Below are 16,638 nucleotides of genomic sequence, written 5' to 3' on the forward strand. Positions count from 1 at the left end.
GTCATTTCGCGCACCTGCGATAATGGTCACCATGAACTCTCGACAAGCCACCGGTCCCCCAGTAGGCATCTATCCCCACGACATGCACCCGGGCTTGGTCCCTGGCATCGGCGTGGAGGACCAACGCAACGCTTTCGCCCTCGACAAAATCACCTTTTTCAGCACCGCTACCTTCGTCGTAGCCTTCATCGTGTGGGGCATTAGCTCGCCAGAATCCGTCTCGGCCGCATCCTCCTCCGCCTTTTCCTGGGCCATCACGAACGCCGGGTGGCTGCTCAACATCACCATGATGATGGCCGTAGCCACCATGCTCTACATCGGCTGCTCCCGTCTAGGTCGCATCAAGCTCGGGACCGATGACGAAGAGCCTGAGTTCGGCTGGTTTAGCTGGGTCGCCATGATGTTTGGCGCCGGCATCGGCGTCGGCATCTTCTTCTACGGCCCGTCAGAGCCGCTGTCGCACTATCTCACCCCGCCGCCCCACACCGTCGACGGCAACAGCGTCGAGGCCCTGCACCAGGCCATGGCCCAGGCGCACTACCACTGGGGAATCTCGCCCTGGGCAGCCTATGCCCTCGTCGGCGGCGCCATCGCCTATTCCTCCTACCGCCGCGGACGCGTCCCTCTGGTGTCCTCGATTTTCAAGCCGCTGTTCGGCTCCCGCGATACCGACGGCCCGCTGGGCAAGCTTATCGACGTCCTCGCCCTCGTCGCCACGCTCTTCGGCACCGCCGCCACACTGGGTCTTTCCGCCATCCAGATCGGCCAAGGCGTCTCCATCATCCGCGGTGCCGGCCCGCTGACCAACTCCGTGCTCATCGTGATCATTGCGGTCCTGGGCTGCGGTTTCATCATCTCGGCGGTCTCGGGTGTCTCCCGCGGCGTGCGCTATCTCTCCAATTTCAACATCACGGTGACACTCGGCTTGGTCATCTTTGTCTTCTTCACCGGTCCGACCTTGCTCCTGCTCAATCTCGTGCCCTCCGGCATCGTGACCTACATCGACCAGCTTTTGCCGATGATGGCCAAAGGCCTGTCCTGGGGCGATGAAACCGTCGAGTTCCAGTCCTACTGGACTGCGTTCTACTGGGCGTGGTGGATCGCCTGGACGCCGTTCGTCGGCATGTTCGTGGCCCGTATCTCCCGTGGCCGCACGCTGCGCGAATTCACGGCCGTGACCGTCTTCGCCCCTTCCCTCATCCTCATCCTGGCCTTCACCATCTTCGGCGGCACGGCCATTACCTTCCAGCGCGAAGAACTACCCAACTTTGATGGCTCCGCCTCCGGCGAGCAGGTTCTTTTCGCCATGTTCGACAACCTGCCGCTGAGCAGCATCACGCCTTTCATTTTGATCCTGGTGCTGGCGGTCTTCTTCATCACCTCTGCGGATTCCGCATCGGTCATCATGGGAACCATGTCCTCCAAGGGCAATCCCGCCCCGAACAAGATCATCGTTATCTTCTGGGGCCTGTGCATGATGGGCATCGCTGTTGTCATGCTTCTGACCGGTGGTGAGGACGTGCTCACAGGCCTGCAGAACCTGACAATCCTCTCAGCGCTACCTTTCTGCATCGTGCTGCTCGTCATGATGGTGGCCTTCATCAAGGACCTGCGCTCCGACCCGGTATTCATCCGCCGCGCCTACGCGCGTGCCGCGGTGGAAAACGCCGTCGTGCGCGGCATCGAGGAGCACGGCGATGATTTCGAGATCACCGTCGAGCACGCCGACGAGGGCCGCGGTGCCGGCTCCGACTTCGACTCCTCAGCGCACCGCTACACAGACTGGTACCAGCGCACCGATGAAAAGGGCGAGAATGTAGACTACGACTTCGACACCGATACCTGGGCCGATGGCTACGACCCGAACTCTGAGCAGAAGGAGACCTAAGTGGGCATCCCCGACGATGTCGTCCTCGACGGCTACACGCTTATCGAACAGCACGAAGTGGACCACGAGTTCCTCATCAATGGCTCGCCGCTCGCCGTGGATACGCCTCTGCTTTTCGCACTCACGATTGTTGGTGTTCTCCTCGTGGCGGCCAGCTTCTTCCTGCGCAGGCCGGTCCGCATCATCGCCGGGCTCTTGGGCGCGATCCTGACGCTGACCAAGCTGTGGTGGATGCCCATCGCACTGGCCCAACAGTTCAACGACAGCCAGGTCTTTGGCTACACGCTGAAGTACTACCCCCAGTACTGGCCGGCGGCCTCCATCATCGTGGTGGTCATCGCAATCATCGGCATCATTTCCGCCTTCCTCCGCCGAGGCTAGCGCGACTCCAACACCGCAATCGCAATGTGCACGCGGTTGGTGCCGCCGAGCTTGTCCAGGATGTGCTTGATATGGGTCTTCACCGTGGTCACGGAAACGTAGAGCTGTCCGGCAATCTCCTGGTTGTCTAGGCCCTGGGCCACCAGCTCCGCCACCTCGTTTTCGCGCTGGCTTAAGCCCTCCAGTGGGCGGGGCTCAGGCGACTTGGCTGCGGTTGTGGGCGCAGGCTCAGGACGCTTGAGCGCCAGCAAATTCTTCAGCGCCTTCGGGCTCAGCAGCTGCTGTCCTGCGGCCACGGCCCGCACCGCCGAGACCAGTCCTTCCGGCTCGATGGTCTTCAGCAAGAACCCCATCGCGCCGGCGTGTAGCGCATCCACGATGAACTCATCCGTATCAAAAGCGGTGAGCATGACCACCGGAAGGTCTGGCGCGCTCGCGCGCAGCTGTCCGGCCGCCTCGATGCCGTCCATCACGGGCATGCGGATATCCATGAGAACGACATCCGGTTGCAGATCCAGCACGCGGGCCACGCCATCGCGCCCATTGCCGGCCTCGGCCACCACCTCGATGTCTGCTGCGCCTTCCAGGATGAAGCGGATACCGCGCCGCAGTGCCTGCTCGTCATCGACTAACACCACTGAAATCATTACGCGTGTGCCTCCTCCGGTAGCTCGAGGACCCAGGTGAAGGTGGAGGCGTCGTCAAGCACTGTGAAGGTGCCTCCCGCCAGCCGGGCGCGTTCCTCCAGCCCCAACAGGCCATTGCCGCCGCCGGACTTCGGCTGGTGCGCCGCCTTCTTATTCTGCATGGTCACCCGCACCTTATCCTCCTCGTTCTCCACGGTGAGCCTTACCTTCTGCCCCGGCGCGTACTTGCGCGCGTTGGTCAGCCCCTCCTGCACGGCGCGGCCCAGCGTGTGAGCTGCCATCGTGCTAAGCCTATCGATGCTCTCATGCGCGTCCCCTTTCTCATACCGCACCTTCGTCCCCGCCGCCCGTGCGCGCTCGATGTGTTCTTCGATGCTCGCGCGCGGATCCACCCGGTCGTCCACACGCAGCGCCTTGATGACCCCGCGCAGATCCTCCACGGCGGCCTTCGCCTCCGACTGGATGGTGTCTGCCGCCTCGGCGATGTGCTCTGGGTCCGCATCCTTGCGGTAGCTCAGGCCACCCGCGTACACGGAAATAAGGCTGAGCCGATGCGAGAGGGAATCGTGGATATCGCGGGCAATGCGGTTGCGTTCCTCCAAGCGCGCCCTCTCCTCGCGCGAGCGCAACTGGTCCTCATTGAGCTCCGCCAGGCTTACCAACGTGAACTCGCGCTGGCGGCGCTGCGCGCGCACCGAGCCCGTAATCCAAGCGACGACGAGCACGATGATTCCAAAGAACCCGTATCCGAAAACCGACAGGTAGCTCAAGTGCAAGTAGGGCACCGCCATGACGGTCGCATACGAGACCACCAACACCACAGTCCCCGCCAAGGACCACCGCAGTCGGCCGCGCGAGATGAGCGATATCAACACCACCAGCACTGACAGCGACAGTGGGCGAAACCCGCCTAGCGCTAAGACGAGTAGAGCCGCAATCAGCGTCACTGGGTGGCCGGGGTACTCCTCGTGGATGTTGCGCTCGCGCCGCGAGTGGTGCAGGGCAAAGGGCAGCAGAACCCATGTGACAACGGCAAATAGAATCATGAAGGAGGTGACGTATATTTCCCGGTCCGTCACCTCGAAGGTCTCGATCTGAAGGATCCACGTGGCCATATCCGCCACCACGCAGAGCATGATGAGCAGCACCGTGATCCACAATGGTCTCGTCTTTCTCGTCATGGTTGACACGATAACTCTCCCCCAGGGTATGGAAATCCTCCCTGCGGAGGATACCGGCACCCCGGGCGCAGTTCATAACCTAAACCGCATGAGAAGAACACAGACTTTATATGAACTGCTTACCGCCGCCGGGCTGGTGTTCGCCGTTTATGATTTCTCCCAAGGTCCTTTCGTCACTACCAGCGCGCTCGCCGCAGTGTTATATGCGGCTGTCGCAATCGGTCTCACGTTGCTGATTTTGCGCAAGCACCCGGGCATTGCGCACGGGGTGGTGTGGGGCATTGCGGTTTCCAGTGTCGCCGGCCAGCTCAACGAGAACATGAACCACCTCCTCATCCGCACGGTCCCAGACTGGCTGGTCATCGCTGGAATCGCCCCACTCACCGAGGAAGTCCTTAAATTCCTCGGCGTCATCTTCATTTGCACCTGCGTCATCCGGCCCCGCCACTGGGCGGACTACGTCTTCGTCGGCGTGGCCGTGGGCATGGGCTTTAGCGTGAGCGAAAACGCCGTCTACTACGTCAACATGACGTTGGAGAACCTGGATTCTGATCTCAAGGGAACGCTGCTGGCGGTGCTTGTCCGCTTCATCGCGAACCCGCTCATGCACTCATTCTTCACCGGCATCGCAGCATATGGGCTCTCCCGCAGGCAACCGGTGCGTTGGCTGCTTATCGCCATGGCGGTGCACTTCACAGCCAATTTCGGCCCATCTATCTCTACCGCGTTTGAGGACGCCTTCTGGCCCATCTTCCCCACCTTCCTCATCCTCATCTCCCTGTGGGTCGCCACAATTGTCAGCATCGTCAAGCTCCGGAAAATCCTCCCTGCGGAGGATACCGGCGCAAACCCGCAGTTCGTAGGGTCAAAAGCATGAGAAACACACTGATTTATTCCTGCATCGGCGTCCTCGCCGCAGTACCGCTTGCCGACGCCCTCCTCCCCGACCCCACTCCCGACACCACGCCCGTACGCGGTATCCCGGGGCTTGAATGCCCGGAGGATCCGTACGCCTCCTCGCAGACCTGGAACTGCGGTGGTGCGACCATCATTTCTGAGGAAGGCAGCTCCTCCCACGAGGTCGAGACCTACCTGCCGCGGCAGCACCGTTCCTTCATCGGGACGCGCGCGCTCACCGACGCCCCCATCACCACCCAGGCGCCAGAGCTCTACCGCGTCGAGGACGGCGACGGCATCACGCTGGCTCACCCGCACGACAACACCATCTCCTTCCTGTATATCGAGGGCCCGAAGGCAAGTGACTTCGCCGACCGTGTTCAGAAGGAGGAAGCTTGAAGTACCTGTACTATCTGCTAACCCTCGGCGCGCTAGGGGTGACCATTGTTCACTACACTCGCGAGCCCTTCCTACCCGCCAGCGCGCTGACTGCTGTGGTCTTCGCCGCCGTACTCGTCTCCCTCACGCTGTTCTTCCTGCGCCGCTGCCCAGGAATTGCGCACGGCGTAGTGTGGGGCTTTGCTGTCTCCGGGCTCGCGGTGGAGCTCAATACGAACATGACACACCTCCTTGCCCGCTCGGGCCTAGAGTGGCTGGGCGCTGCGGGTTACGCTCCCTTCAACGAGGAAGTGGTGAAATTCCTCGGCGTGATTCTCATTTGCACCTGCGTCATCCGGCCCCGTAGCTGGCTCGACTATGTCTTCGTGGGCGTGGCCGTGGGCATCGGCTTCACTGCGGGTGAGGACGCCACCGCCTTCGCGCGCATGACGGCGGATAACCTCGACTCGGATAGCGCCGGTGTAATCGCGGCAGTGGTTATCCGTCTGGTGTCCAACCCGCTCTCCCACTCGCTATTCACCGGGCTTAGCGCCTATGGCCTATCCCAGAAACAGCCTGTGCGCTGGCTCAGTGCCGCCATCGCGGTGCACGTGACGAACAACCTCTTCCCGTCGCTAAGCACCGCGTTCGACGACGCCATCTGGCCCGTCCTCGCCGGCATGGTCGTCGTGCTCGCCGAGTGGGTAGCCACCATCTGGGGCACTATTGCGCTGCGGAAGAAGGCGGCTGCGCATCCGACCCCGTCCCCTGCACCGGCGCACGCATAGCCTTCGTGGCCGGCGAGGGGTGGGCGTCCTCGGCGGCGAGGCGCTCAAAAGCCACCGCCGCTAGGGCCGCGGCTTGGTCTCCCAGAACCGAATCATCAAAGCGCACCAGCGGCGAGTGGTTCCACTCGCGCATGTGCTCCGGGGTGTGCGGATCCCCCGTACCGAACCACATGAAGGTGCCCGGAACCTGGGATAACACTGCGCCGAAGTCTTCCGAGGCCATCATCGGCGTGTCCATGGTCAGCACGTTTTCCGCACCGAACATCCCCGCCCACAACGACGCCGCGAACTGGTCCTCGCGCGGTGAGGTCTTGGTGGCTGAGTACAGGACCTCAAAGTCCACCTTCGCGGTACAACGGTGCGAGGCCGCCACGGAGCTCGAGACCTCGATGATCATTTGGCGGACGGCGTCGATGTGTTCGTCGCGAAGCACGCGCACCGTCGCGCCCAGCTCCGCCTTGTCCGGGATGACGTTGACCGCACCGTCGCCTGCGCGCAGGTTGGTCACCGTGATGACAATCGGCGAGTTCGCGTCGAAGCGCCGGGTCAGCGCCACCTGCAGCGCCACCTGAATCTCCGCGAGGGCCGCAACGGGATCGATCGCATCGTGCGGGCGCGAGCCATGTCCGCCCTTGCCGTAGACGGTGATTCCCAAGTTGGACGACGAGGCCATCATCGGGCCCGCGATGTGGTGGAAGGTGCCCTTATCCTGCGGGCCGACGTGCAAACCGTAGGCGGCAATGGGGCGGCGGCCGGCGGCGTCGAGCACGCCCTCATCGATCATCGGCTGCGCACCGCCCGGGCCTTCCTCACCCGGCTGGAACATGAAGATGACATCGCCCAACAACTCCTCGCGGTGACGGCACAGCATCTTCACCGCGCCGATCAGCCCCGCCGTGTGCAGGTCGTGGCCACAGGCGTGCATGTTGTTATTCGTCGAGGCAAACGGGCTGCCTGTCTGCTCACGCACGGGAAGGGCGTCCATGTCCGCGCGGAGCAGCACCGACACGGGGCGCTCGCCGCGCTTGCCGCCACGCAGCACCGCGACGACCGAGCTGAGATCGCGTCCCAGCTGAATCTCCAGCGGCAGACCATTAAGAGCTTCGAGCACCTTCTCCTGCGTGCGCGGCAGGTGCAAACCCACCTCCGGGTTCTGGTGCATATCGCGACGGAACTCCTGTAACTCCGGAAGCAGCTCCCGGCCTTCCTCCACGAACACTTGGCTGGCCAACCGCTCCCCCAGCTTGGCCGAAACCATCGGAAGCGGTGGCAATTGCTGACGGTGGCGCGGGGCCATCTTCATGGTGTCATCCTTTCCGAGCATGTGCGCCGAGCATACCGGAATCTGTATTAAGGTAGCCGTTTATGAAGCTCTTCTCCGCGCTGGTGGCCAGCTCCCTGATGTTCACGCCCGGCTCCTCCTACCAATTGTCGAGCCGCGACGAGGCCTCATCGCAGTGGGCCGTCGACACCATGTTCAACGTTATCGACGGTTTGGGCACCTCCTCCCATCTGCTTACCGACGCGTGGTCCACGGAGCAGGAAGAGTACCCGTTCCCGATTAAAGAAATCGACGAGGTCTCCCTCGTTGAGCGGCGTGCCACCGACGAACCTGGCCGTGAGAAGTGGATCATCTCCTCGCCGTCGATGGGGCGCGATATTCCTGTCGACGTCGTCGTGGGCAACGGCGGGCCCGTTGTGTACTTTCTCGAGGGCGTAGACTCCCCGGAGACCTCGAACTGGATCACCAAGGGGCATGTGAAGCGCGTCTTCGGCGAATCCGACGCCAGCATCGTCATCCCCTCGCAGGGAGCCGGATCCATGTGGACCGATTGGAGAGAGGATGACCCGAAGTTGGGGCGCCACAAGTGGGAAACTTTTGTCACCACCGAACTCGCCCCCGTCGTGGAAGCGGAACTCAATCACAACGGCAAGCGCGGGCTCATTGGGTTGTCCATGGGCGCGTCGGGCGCGGTGATGATGGCGAACAACAACCCGGGTTTCTTCAATGGCGTGGCGGGCATTTCCGGCTGCTATTCTACCACCAGCCAGGTGGGCCAGGGCACGGTGGACTTGACGGTGCGTACTAAAGGCGGCGACCCGACGAACATGTGGGGGCCGCGCGGTTCGGAGGATTGGCTGCGCAATGACGTCATGTCCCACCCGGAGGGGCTGCGCGGCACGGCTCTGTACCTAGCCGCGGCCTCGGGCGCGTGGACGGACGAGGAGCTGGCGGCTTATCCCGGAAAGTCCGTCAATGATCGCATCGGGGGCACCCTTTTGGAGGCCGGATCGCGTCGCTGTACGGAGGAATTTTCCGCCGCGCTTGACGACGCCTCAATCCCCCACACCACCGACTATCTCACCGACGGCACCCACGACTGGGTGATGTTTGGCAAGCAATTGCAGCCGGCGTGGGATGCGATTAAACCGGCTCTCTACTAACGTCGACGGCATGTCCCGATTCCGCAGCATTTTCATCCCCGCCGCCATCCTCGTGGCAGGGCTCGTCATTCTTGCGGTGTTCTACGTAGGCCTAAGCCGCCATTACAACTCTCAGGAGCTCCAAGCGCTTATCGAGGGCGCCACTGCCAACGGCCAGGACTATACCGTTGTCATCCACAACGAGTTGACTGGGAGCTATTCGTTTAACGCCGAGTAATTCTGCGTTTCGGTTGCGGGGTGTTGGGGCCTGCCTCGAGGTTCGTGCCCATGGGCAGGAATTAGAAACCTACATCCGCCACCGCATTCGGAGATCGCGCTGGTGGACCAAAGAACCCAGCAAGCCAGAGGACTTGCACGCGAGCAGCTCTGGAGAGGCCTCGATCTGCGGGGCCTCCCATCTCTACCCCTTTTCACTTCCAAAACTAGGGATAGACAGCTAACACCCGATGCGCTATAGTTAACACACTTTCAAGATTGTCGCCTACCTCACATCAGGGCGACATTTTTCGACCACCCTTTGGCTTTCGCACTTTGGAAACGAATTCAGAGCCGGGCCAGTCCCCTTCGGATAGACTCATCTGACATCACGATAATCACGAGTCATTTAAAAATGGATTCCGAATGCAATTTATACGACAAGTCATTACGCAATCTTGGAAACTATCTCCTTGGAGCAACTTTTTAGTCCTCGTCTCCATTGTAATTTCGTCAATTTGTACCGTCATTGCCCCGTACATTCTCGGAAGTGGAGTCAACTCTCTCCTTAATAGTTCAAACAGAGAAGACTTCATTACAATTGGCCTAAAGCTTTCTATAACCTATTCTCTGATTTGGTTTTTAGGAGCATCCTCGAGATACATATTACTTCCAACGTATGGAACGATTGAGCAAAAGCTGCAGTCAGAGCGAATGGCTAGGTCTCTCACCGATAGCATCGATGCCAGCCCTAGCGCACGATCACATGCTGATAACGGAGAGATCTCATTTGCCATTGATAGCGAGGCTTCCGCTTATCGTGACACTTTATCCAGCATCTACCTGTCTATATTGCCGGCAACCATTTCTTTAGCCTCCGGCATTTTCCTAGTCGTTATTGCCAGCACTTGGTTAGAAGGAATAATCCTCACAGCAGCCATTGTGACCTATTGTGTGGTCAGCTATCGGCTAATCCAAAGCCACCAGAACGCCCAGACAAAGTTTTTCAAAGAGAGCATGCGCAGTTTCGGCGTCCTAGGGAATTCTTTGTCCCTCTGGAAAGAAGCGACAGTGTTTTCTACCCAAGCATTTTTGGAATCTCGCTATAGAAAAGATCGAAGCACAGTAGAACGCGCTGGAGTCTATTCCTATACCATGACGCGGCGGCTGTATGTTGCCCAAGGAATCGTTTTAGCAATAACGATTTGCGTTCTCATTATAGCCATTATCCTTCGAACAAATAATGGAGATGCGCAGGCAATCGGATCAATTATTTCGTCTACAGGAATCGCCATTGCAACCATTACGCCTCTTCAATCCGTCGGATTTGGAGTGTCCACACTCGCTGTTTCAGTTTCCCATGCGAGTGAAGCAAGCGAAAAGATTCGCCCAACGGGGTTCGTCGCCGCAACAAGCCAAAACGTGGATTTGTGGAATGAGCAAATACTGCGTTTGTCTGACATGGCAGCTTCGGCACACCAGCGACATGAACAAAGACCAATCTGGGTTCTTGGTCCAAGCGGCTCAGGGAAAACGACGGTTTTGGAAGGGTTCCTAAATCTAAATGAGTATTCGTTACCCTTGCAACAAGAATCTTGTGAGATAAGGGAAAATTCAACGTATGCGCCTCAAAGCGCAAGCCTGTTAAACGCCAACGCCATAGACAACGTTGTTTTTGGCAGATCAATAGCCGTGTGCAAAGCTGACGAGTTACTCACAGCAGTAGGACTACACGAGTTTTCTTCAACGGGCTGCAAGAAGAACTCCGATGTAGCGGGTGAAGACGGTGGGGCATCCGGTGGGGAAAAACAAAGAATCGCCTTGGCACGAGCATTGATCGCTAAGCCTGGGTCAATTGTGGTCCTCGATGAGCCAACCAGTAGCTTAGACAAGAATTCACGGGCATTGGTGTGGGGAATTATTGAAGATCTTGCACGCGAAAAAACGGTCATTGTTTCAACGCACGATGCCTCAGCACCTATTCGTCACGACGATACGGTGCTTCAATTAACCAATGCCAATGAAGCACCTTCATCAAAGCAAAAAGAGCCTCCCAGTGAAGCTTAGTTTCTCTTAATCGCTATCCGTGGACAGCGCCGCCACGAAAGCCTCCTGCGGCACCGACACGGAGCCGATGGACTTCATACGCTTCTTACCCGCCTTCTGCTTCTCCAGCAGCTTGCGCTTACGGGAGATATCGCCGCCGTAGCACTTGGCCAGCACGTCCTTGCGCATCGCGCGGATGTTTTCACGCGCGATGATCTTCGAGCCAATCGCCGCCTGGACGGGAACCTCGAACTGCTGGCGTGGAATGAGCTCCTTGAGCTTCTTCGTCATCTTGTTGCCGTACCACTGCGCGGAATCGCGGTGCACGATGGCGGAGAAGGCATCCACCGGGTCACCGTTGAGGAGGATATCCACCTTCACCAGGTCTGCGAGCTGCTCGCCGGCCTCCTCGTAGTTGAGGGAGGCGTAGCCCTTGGTGCGGGACTTCAACATGTCGAAGAAGTCGAAGATGATCTCACCCAACGGCATGGTGTAGCGCAGCTCCACGCGGTCCTCGGACAGGTAGTCCATGCCACCCATCTGGCCGCGCTTGGACTGGCACAGCTCCATCGTCGAACCGACGAACTCTTCCGGCACGATGATGGTCATCTTCACGATCGGCTCGTAGACCTCACGCAGCTTGCCGCCGGGCCAGTCCGACGGGTTGTGCACCATGGACTCCTCGCCGTCCTCTGCCACCACGCGGTAGGTCACCGACGGTGCCGTGGAAATCAGGTCCAAGCCAAACTCGCGCTCCAGACGGTCGCGCGTGATTTCCATGTGTAGCAGGCCCAGGAATCCGCAGCGGAAGCCGAAGCCGAGGGCGACGGAGGTCTCGGGCTCGAAGGTGAGGGAGGCGTCGTTAAGCTGCAGCTTCTCCAGCGCGTCACGCAGGTCCGGGAAGTCCGCCTGGGAGATCGGGAACAAGCCGGAGTACACCATGGGGTTCGGGTCGGCGTAGCCCTTGAGCGGCTCAGTAGCGCCATTCGACGCCCACGTAATCGTGTCACCGACCTTGGTCTCACGCACGTTCTTCACGCCGGTAATCAGGTAGCCCACCTCACCCGGGCCCAAGCCCTTGCACTTCTGCATGGTGGGGCTGACGATGCCCACCTCCAGCAGCTCGTGGTTGGTACCCGTGGCCATCATGGTGACCTTCTGACGCGGGGTGAGTTTGCCGTCCATCATGCGGATGTAGGTCACCACGCCGCGGTAGGTGTCGTAGACGGAGTCGAAGACCATGGCACGGGCCGGGGCATCCTCGCCGAACTCGGACGTCGGTGCCGGAATGAGCTCCGCCACCTTATCCAGCAGCTCCGGCACGCCCTCGCCGGTCTTGCCGGACACGCGCAGCACCTCTTCCGGCTCGCAGCCGATGATGTGGGCAATCTCCAGGGCGTACTTCTCCGGGTCGGCCGCGGGCAGGTCGATCTTGTTCAGGACCGGGATGATCTCCAGGTCATTTTCCATGGCCAGGTAAAGGTTGGCCAGGGTTTGGGCTTCGATGCCTTGGGCTGCGTCGACAAGCAGGATGGCGCCCTCACACGCCTCCAGCGCGCGGGAAACCTCGTAGGTAAAGTCCACGTGGCCAGGGGTATCGATCATCTGCATGACGATCTCCTGGCCCTCGAACTCACCGGAGCGAGGAATCCAGGGCAAGCGCACGTTCTGCGCCTTAATGGTAATGCCGCGCTCGCGCTCGATATCCATGTTGTCGAGGTATTGGTCGCGCATATCACGCTCCTCCACCACCTGCGACAACTGCAGGATGCGATCAGCCAGCGTCGACTTGCCGTGGTCGATGTGGGCGATAATGCAAAAGTTTCGGATCTTGGACGGATCCGTAAACGTAGTGGCCGCGAAGTTTGTAGACATGTGTTTAGAATAGACGACATGTCTAGGTTGGCACGCATTCTCGGTATCGGAGGCCCTGAGCCTGTCGACGTCGGTCTCGAGCGCATCACCGAAGGCTTGGGGTTGAACCAAAATGATTCCGTGACGGAACCGCGCAAAGCCGCCGACATTCGCGTCGAGTGTGCCGCCGCCCACCCGCGCAGCGTCTTCTTCACCCCCGACATGGACGGGCAGGCAGACTCCGGCGAGGTTGTCTGGGTGTGGGCGCCCTCGGATGGCAAGCAGTCCCCGCCGCGCGAGCGGGCCGTGCTCATTGTCTCGCGCACACGCACCACCGTGCTGGGTCTGCTCATCTCCCCCAACCCGGGCCACGCGAACAAAGAGGAATGGCTCGATATCGGCACCGGCGAATGGGACGAATCCGGCCGGCAGTGCTGGGTGCGGATGGACCGCGTGTTGGAAATCTCCGAGGAACAATGCCGCCGACAGGGCACGCTCTTCCCGGAACGCCGCTTCGAACGCATTGCTAACCGGCTGCGCTCGCGTTATCACTGGGCCTGATTTGGGGATTCGGCCCGCGCCCTGCTAAATTTTTTGGGATGCCGGGGCACGCTGGCGGTCAGGACCTTGGGTCCGCCTTCCTCGGTTACACATTCCTACGACTCTAAGAGGTATAACGATGGCAAACATCAAGTCCAAGCAGAAGCGCATCCTGACCAACGAGAAGTCGCGTCAGCGCAACAAGTCCGTACGCTCCGCCGTGCGTACCGAGATCCGCAAGTTCCGTGAGGCCGTCGCCGCTGGCGACAAGGCTGCAGCCGAGAAGCAGCTGCGCGTTGCCTCCCGCGCACTGGACAAGTCCGTGTCTAAGGGCGTCTTCCACCGCAACACCGCGGCTAACAAGAAGTCCGGCATGGCCACCGCCTTCAACAAGATGGCCTAAATGAAACCGCTCCTGAAGTGGGTGGGGGGAAAGCGTCAACTGCTGCCCGTTATCCACTCCATGCTGCCCGAGAGCTTCGACACTTATGTCGAGCCTTTCTTGGGCGGCGGAGCGGTTCTTTTTTCTTTGGCGCCCGAACGCGCCCGGGTCAATGACCTGAACATCGAGCTCATCACCGTCTACGAGGTGGTCCGCGATAACGTGGACGAGCTCATCGCCCTATTGCAGGGCTATCCGAATGACTCGGATTTCTTCTACGAGATGCGCGCCCGCGACCGCGAGCCGGGGTTTGCGCACTTAAGCCCTGTCGAACGGGCTGCCCGCACGATTTATTTGAATAAGACCTGCTATAACGGGCTTTATCGGGTGAATAACGCGGGCCAATTCAACGCCCCGTTTGGCCGCTATGCCAACCCGAAGATTTGCGATGAGCCCAATCTGCGCGCGGTCTCGGAGTACTTGTCCACCCACGACGTGACGTTTTATAACGGCGACTACGCTGCGGTGGAGGCCAACGAGGGGGATTTCGTTTATTTCGATCCGCCCTATGATCCGGTCAACCCCACGAGCAATTTCACCGGCTACCAGTCGGGTGGTTTTGGCCGCGCGGATCAGATTCGGCTGAAGGAAACCTGCGACGACCTCAATGCCCGCGGGGTGAAGTTCCTGCTGTCGAATTCCGCGACGGACTTCATCAAGGAGCTGTACGCGGACTACCACATCGACATCGTGGGGGCCACGCGCGCGGTGAACTCCGTGGCCTCGAAGCGCGGCAAGGTCGATGAGGTGCTCGTGCGCAATTATGCTTAACGACGCCGCCTGGGACCTCGTCTACCCCCACATCGCCGCCGACATCGCGGACCAGGGCTTTGCGGTATTGCCCGCCGCGAAGCTTAAGGAGCTATCGGGCCGCGAGCCGCGGTTGATGGCCAAGCATGACTTTTCGGCGGCGCGCCCCGAAGTGTTTCGAAAGCACGGTTTGTCCATGCTGCCGATTCGCCGCGATGCCTACCTGATTGGCCGCTTTGACCTGTACCAGCCTTTCCCGGAGCAGGCCGGGCCGCTGAAGTCGATGCCGGTTCCGAGCCACATCCAGTCCATTGACTTCGAGAACCTGACCTCGGAGGCAGCGGCACTGACCGCGGCGAGCTTAAGCGGCATGCTCGAAGATTTCCTGGGCGGTGAGCTGGTGCCGACGGTCAGCGGGCGCATGTCGACGCTCACGCTGCCCATGCGTATCGGCGGGCGCGACGTGGTGGTGGACCGCGCCCAGATGGAGATCGATGCCGGCTTCGAATCCGCCGAACACCTCGTGCTCGTGGAGGCGAAGAACCACCTCTCCCCCGACTTCAACATCCGCCAGCTTTATTTCCCTTTCCGCCGCTTCTCGCTGGCTCTGGATAAAGAGGTGGTGCCGGTGTACCTGGTCTACTCCAACGGCATTTTCCATTTCTACCGCTACGCGTTTAGACAGCCGGAGGACTTCCGCAGCATCGAGCTCGTAAGCGCGGCGCGCTATGTTTTGGGCGAGTCTGGCGTGACCGACGCGACGGTGCGCGCGGTGCTGGCTCGCACACAGGTCGAGGGCACGCGCGTTCCTTTCCCACAGGCGGACTCCTTTGCGCGGGTCATCAGCTTGCTGGAGAACCCAGTCCCGAAGGCAGATATGCCCGAGGCCTTCGGCTTTACCCCGCGCCAGGCTGATTACTACACCAACGCCGCCCGTTACTTGGGTTTGACCAAGCTCAGCGGCACGCGCGATGAACGCAACCTCACCCTCATCGAGGCACTGGCCTGCCGGCCGGTGTTCCGGGACATGGTGCGGCACGTCGTGGATACGGGCCGAGCGGTGGATAAAGAAGAGGCAATGGTCTTCATGCGGGCGGCGAACCTGGGCCTGGGTGATTCGACCCTGCGCCGCCGCTCCGCCACGGTCGCGGCATGGTCGCAGTGGCTCGCGGAGCTGCTGGAACAGGACTAGGCAGCCTGGATGCCGGCCCACACCAGAGCGCAGCCGGCCACCACGAAGAAGGCGCCGGAGGCGATGTCGATCCACGGGCCGGCGGCCAGGAGGCGGCGGCGAATCGCGCGGGTGGAAATAACCGTCGAGAGAAAGACGAAGAGCAGATAGCTCGACAGCGATAGGCTCAGCACCAGTGCCACCGATACCCACACCGGCGGGTGCGGCGGCAGCAGCGGGGCGACCATAGCGGCGAGGAAGAGCACGATCTTCGGGTTGGACAAGTTGGTAGCCAAACCCGTGCGGAAAACCTTGCCCCCCGACCCCAAGCGGGCGGCCGCCTCCTCCTCATCGACGGGCGGCTGCTTGCGCAGCTCCAGCCCGGAGCGAATGGAGAGCACGCCCATAAACACCAGGAAACAGCCACCGATCACCTGAATCAGCGAGAGGACGCCGGGGAAGGCGGTGAGCAGGGCGGCCGCACCGAACACGGTCAGCGTGCACCAGAACAGCACGCCGACCTGGATGCCCGTCGCCGCCGCAATGGCGTGGCGGCGCGAGCGCGTGGCATAGCGCGTCACTAGGACGATGTCCGGGCCGGGTGCTGCCGCACCAACGAGATTCATCAGGAGGATGGCCGCAAACGCGGACCAGCTCATGACAGGCGCTCGAGAAGGTCCTCGCGGCCGAACATGCGGGCCGAGTCGAGGGCATTAGGCTGGCCGGCGGAGGGGTCGGCGCCGGCGTCGAGGAGGGCGTCGATCACCGCGTCTTCTTTCTTAAAAATCGCTCCGGCCAATGGCGACTGGCCACGGTCGTTAAGGAGGTTGACGTCGGCCCCCGCCGCGGCGAGCTGGCGTACCAGCTCCGCATGGCCGTGGTAGGCGGCAAGCATAATGAAGGACTGCCCGTCCTGGTTCACCATGTCCACGTTGACGCCCTGCTTGATGTACTCGAGCAGCGTGGCATCGCCGTTGCGGGCAAAGTCAAAAAGCTTGGTGGCAAAGTTCTGGATGTCATCCATGGAGGGTTAGT

The 16,638-nt window shown here is 60.7% G+C and carries 18 protein-coding genes; 12 read left to right on the plus strand and 6 right to left on the minus strand.

Annotated features, from left to right (window positions below):
* The first annotated feature begins 22 nt into the window (after positions 1-22).
* Both HMPREF2565_RS05535 and HMPREF2565_RS05540 read left to right on the plus strand, forming a co-directional pair.
* Positions 23-1,888: a BCCT family transporter gene (locus tag HMPREF2565_RS05535; protein ID WP_070513640.1), complete on the plus strand. Its 1,866-nt coding sequence runs from the start codon at positions 23-25 to the stop codon at positions 1,886-1,888.
* Positions 1,889-2,269, plus strand: a complete 381-nt coding sequence (locus HMPREF2565_RS05540) for a hypothetical protein (protein ID WP_071406992.1) — start codon at positions 1,889-1,891, stop codon at positions 2,267-2,269.
* Here HMPREF2565_RS05540 and HMPREF2565_RS05545 read toward each other — a convergent pair.
* Positions 2,266-2,916, minus strand: coding sequence for a response regulator (locus HMPREF2565_RS05545; RefSeq protein ID WP_070545468.1), 651 nt, complete (start codon positions 2,914-2,916; stop codon positions 2,266-2,268). The two genes, HMPREF2565_RS05540 and HMPREF2565_RS05545, sit on opposite strands and share 4 nt — an antisense overlap.
* Positions 2,916-4,097 (minus strand): sensor histidine kinase, encoded by a 1,182-nt coding sequence (locus tag HMPREF2565_RS05550; RefSeq protein ID WP_246819120.1) that lies wholly within the window; start codon positions 4,095-4,097, stop codon positions 2,916-2,918. The genes HMPREF2565_RS05545 and HMPREF2565_RS05550 overlap by 1 nt, the downstream gene beginning before the upstream one ends.
* An 88-nt stretch (positions 4,098-4,185) precedes the next feature.
* Between HMPREF2565_RS05550 and HMPREF2565_RS05555 the strand changes: the two genes are divergently transcribed.
* The 3 genes from HMPREF2565_RS05555 to HMPREF2565_RS05565 are packed head-to-tail and all read left to right on the plus strand — an operon-like array spanning position 4,186 to position 6,160.
* Complete coding sequence (locus tag HMPREF2565_RS05555; protein ID WP_084738721.1) at positions 4,186-4,974, plus strand: PrsW family glutamic-type intramembrane protease; 789 nt, start codon at positions 4,186-4,188, stop codon at positions 4,972-4,974.
* Positions 4,971-5,393 (plus strand): hypothetical protein, encoded by a 423-nt coding sequence (locus tag HMPREF2565_RS05560; RefSeq protein WP_070513652.1) that lies wholly within the window; start codon positions 4,971-4,973, stop codon positions 5,391-5,393. Before HMPREF2565_RS05555 ends, HMPREF2565_RS05560 begins: the two co-directional genes overlap by 4 nt.
* Positions 5,390-6,160, plus strand: a complete 771-nt coding sequence (locus HMPREF2565_RS05565; RefSeq protein WP_071406993.1) for a PrsW family glutamic-type intramembrane protease — start codon at positions 5,390-5,392, stop codon at positions 6,158-6,160. Before HMPREF2565_RS05560 ends, HMPREF2565_RS05565 begins: the two co-directional genes overlap by 4 nt.
* Here the strand turns inward: HMPREF2565_RS05565 and HMPREF2565_RS05570 are convergent.
* Positions 6,096-7,463 (minus strand): M20 metallopeptidase family protein, encoded by a 1,368-nt coding sequence (locus tag HMPREF2565_RS05570; protein WP_071406994.1) that lies wholly within the window; start codon positions 7,461-7,463, stop codon positions 6,096-6,098. The two genes, HMPREF2565_RS05565 and HMPREF2565_RS05570, sit on opposite strands and share 65 nt — an antisense overlap.
* 62 nt (positions 7,464-7,525) lie before the next feature.
* On the opposite strand from HMPREF2565_RS05570, the gene HMPREF2565_RS05575 reads away from it, so the two are divergent.
* The 3 genes from HMPREF2565_RS05575 to HMPREF2565_RS13380 all read left to right on the plus strand — a co-directional run bounded on the left by HMPREF2565_RS05575 (position 7,526) and on the right by HMPREF2565_RS13380 (position 10,867).
* Entirely contained in the window at positions 7,526-8,605 is a 1,080-nt protein-coding gene (locus HMPREF2565_RS05575) for an alpha/beta hydrolase (protein ID WP_071406995.1), read from the plus strand.
* A 10-nt stretch (positions 8,606-8,615) separates the two neighbouring features.
* The gene (locus tag HMPREF2565_RS05580; protein ID WP_210385885.1) at positions 8,616-8,822 is read left to right on the plus strand and encodes a hypothetical protein; all 207 of its coding nucleotides are present in this window, start codon (positions 8,616-8,618) and stop codon (positions 8,820-8,822) included.
* A gap of 404 nt (positions 8,823-9,226) precedes the next feature.
* Positions 9,227-10,867 (plus strand): ATP-binding cassette domain-containing protein, encoded by a 1,641-nt coding sequence (locus tag HMPREF2565_RS13380; RefSeq protein ID WP_084738720.1) that lies wholly within the window; start codon positions 9,227-9,229, stop codon positions 10,865-10,867.
* A gap of 6 nt (positions 10,868-10,873) precedes the next feature.
* Here HMPREF2565_RS13380 and lepA read toward each other — a convergent pair whose 3' ends face one another.
* Complete coding sequence (gene lepA, locus HMPREF2565_RS05585) at positions 10,874-12,721, minus strand: translation elongation factor 4 (protein ID WP_070754968.1); 1,848 nt, start codon at positions 12,719-12,721, stop codon at positions 10,874-10,876.
* Between the two features lie 18 nt (positions 12,722-12,739).
* Between lepA and HMPREF2565_RS05590 the strand changes: the two genes are divergently transcribed.
* The 4 genes from HMPREF2565_RS05590 to HMPREF2565_RS05605 all read left to right on the plus strand — a co-directional run bounded on the left by HMPREF2565_RS05590 (position 12,740) and on the right by HMPREF2565_RS05605 (position 15,624).
* Complete coding sequence (locus HMPREF2565_RS05590) at positions 12,740-13,261, plus strand: type II toxin-antitoxin system PemK/MazF family toxin (protein WP_049156445.1); 522 nt, start codon at positions 12,740-12,742, stop codon at positions 13,259-13,261.
* Between the two features lie 118 nt (positions 13,262-13,379).
* Positions 13,380-13,643, plus strand: coding sequence for a 30S ribosomal protein S20 (rpsT, locus tag HMPREF2565_RS05595; RefSeq protein WP_010190855.1), 264 nt, complete (start codon positions 13,380-13,382; stop codon positions 13,641-13,643).
* On the plus strand, positions 13,644-14,453 hold the full coding sequence (locus tag HMPREF2565_RS05600; protein WP_071406997.1) for a DNA adenine methylase: 810 nt from the start codon (positions 13,644-13,646) through the stop codon (positions 14,451-14,453). It abuts the gene before it with no gap.
* Positions 14,446-15,624: a type II restriction enzyme gene (locus HMPREF2565_RS05605; protein WP_246819121.1), complete on the plus strand. Its 1,179-nt coding sequence runs from the start codon at positions 14,446-14,448 to the stop codon at positions 15,622-15,624. Before HMPREF2565_RS05600 ends, HMPREF2565_RS05605 begins: the two co-directional genes overlap by 8 nt.
* On the opposite strand, the gene HMPREF2565_RS05610 is transcribed toward HMPREF2565_RS05605, so the two are convergent.
* Together HMPREF2565_RS05610 and HMPREF2565_RS05615 are read right to left on the minus strand one after the other, a co-directional pair.
* The gene (locus HMPREF2565_RS05610) at positions 15,621-16,262 is read right to left on the minus strand and encodes a LysE family translocator (RefSeq protein ID WP_071406999.1); all 642 of its coding nucleotides are present in this window, start codon (positions 16,260-16,262) and stop codon (positions 15,621-15,623) included. The genes HMPREF2565_RS05605 and HMPREF2565_RS05610 overlap by 4 nt on opposite strands.
* Positions 16,259-16,627, minus strand: coding sequence for an ankyrin repeat domain-containing protein (locus HMPREF2565_RS05615; protein WP_046648995.1), 369 nt, complete (start codon positions 16,625-16,627; stop codon positions 16,259-16,261). The genes HMPREF2565_RS05610 and HMPREF2565_RS05615 overlap by 4 nt, the downstream gene beginning before the upstream one ends.
* Positions 16,628-16,638 lie beyond the last annotated feature (11 nt).

This window comes from Corynebacterium sp. HMSC072A04, assembly GCF_001809235.1.
Classification (GTDB): Bacteria; Actinomycetota; Actinomycetes; order Mycobacteriales; family Mycobacteriaceae; genus Corynebacterium; species Corynebacterium hiratae.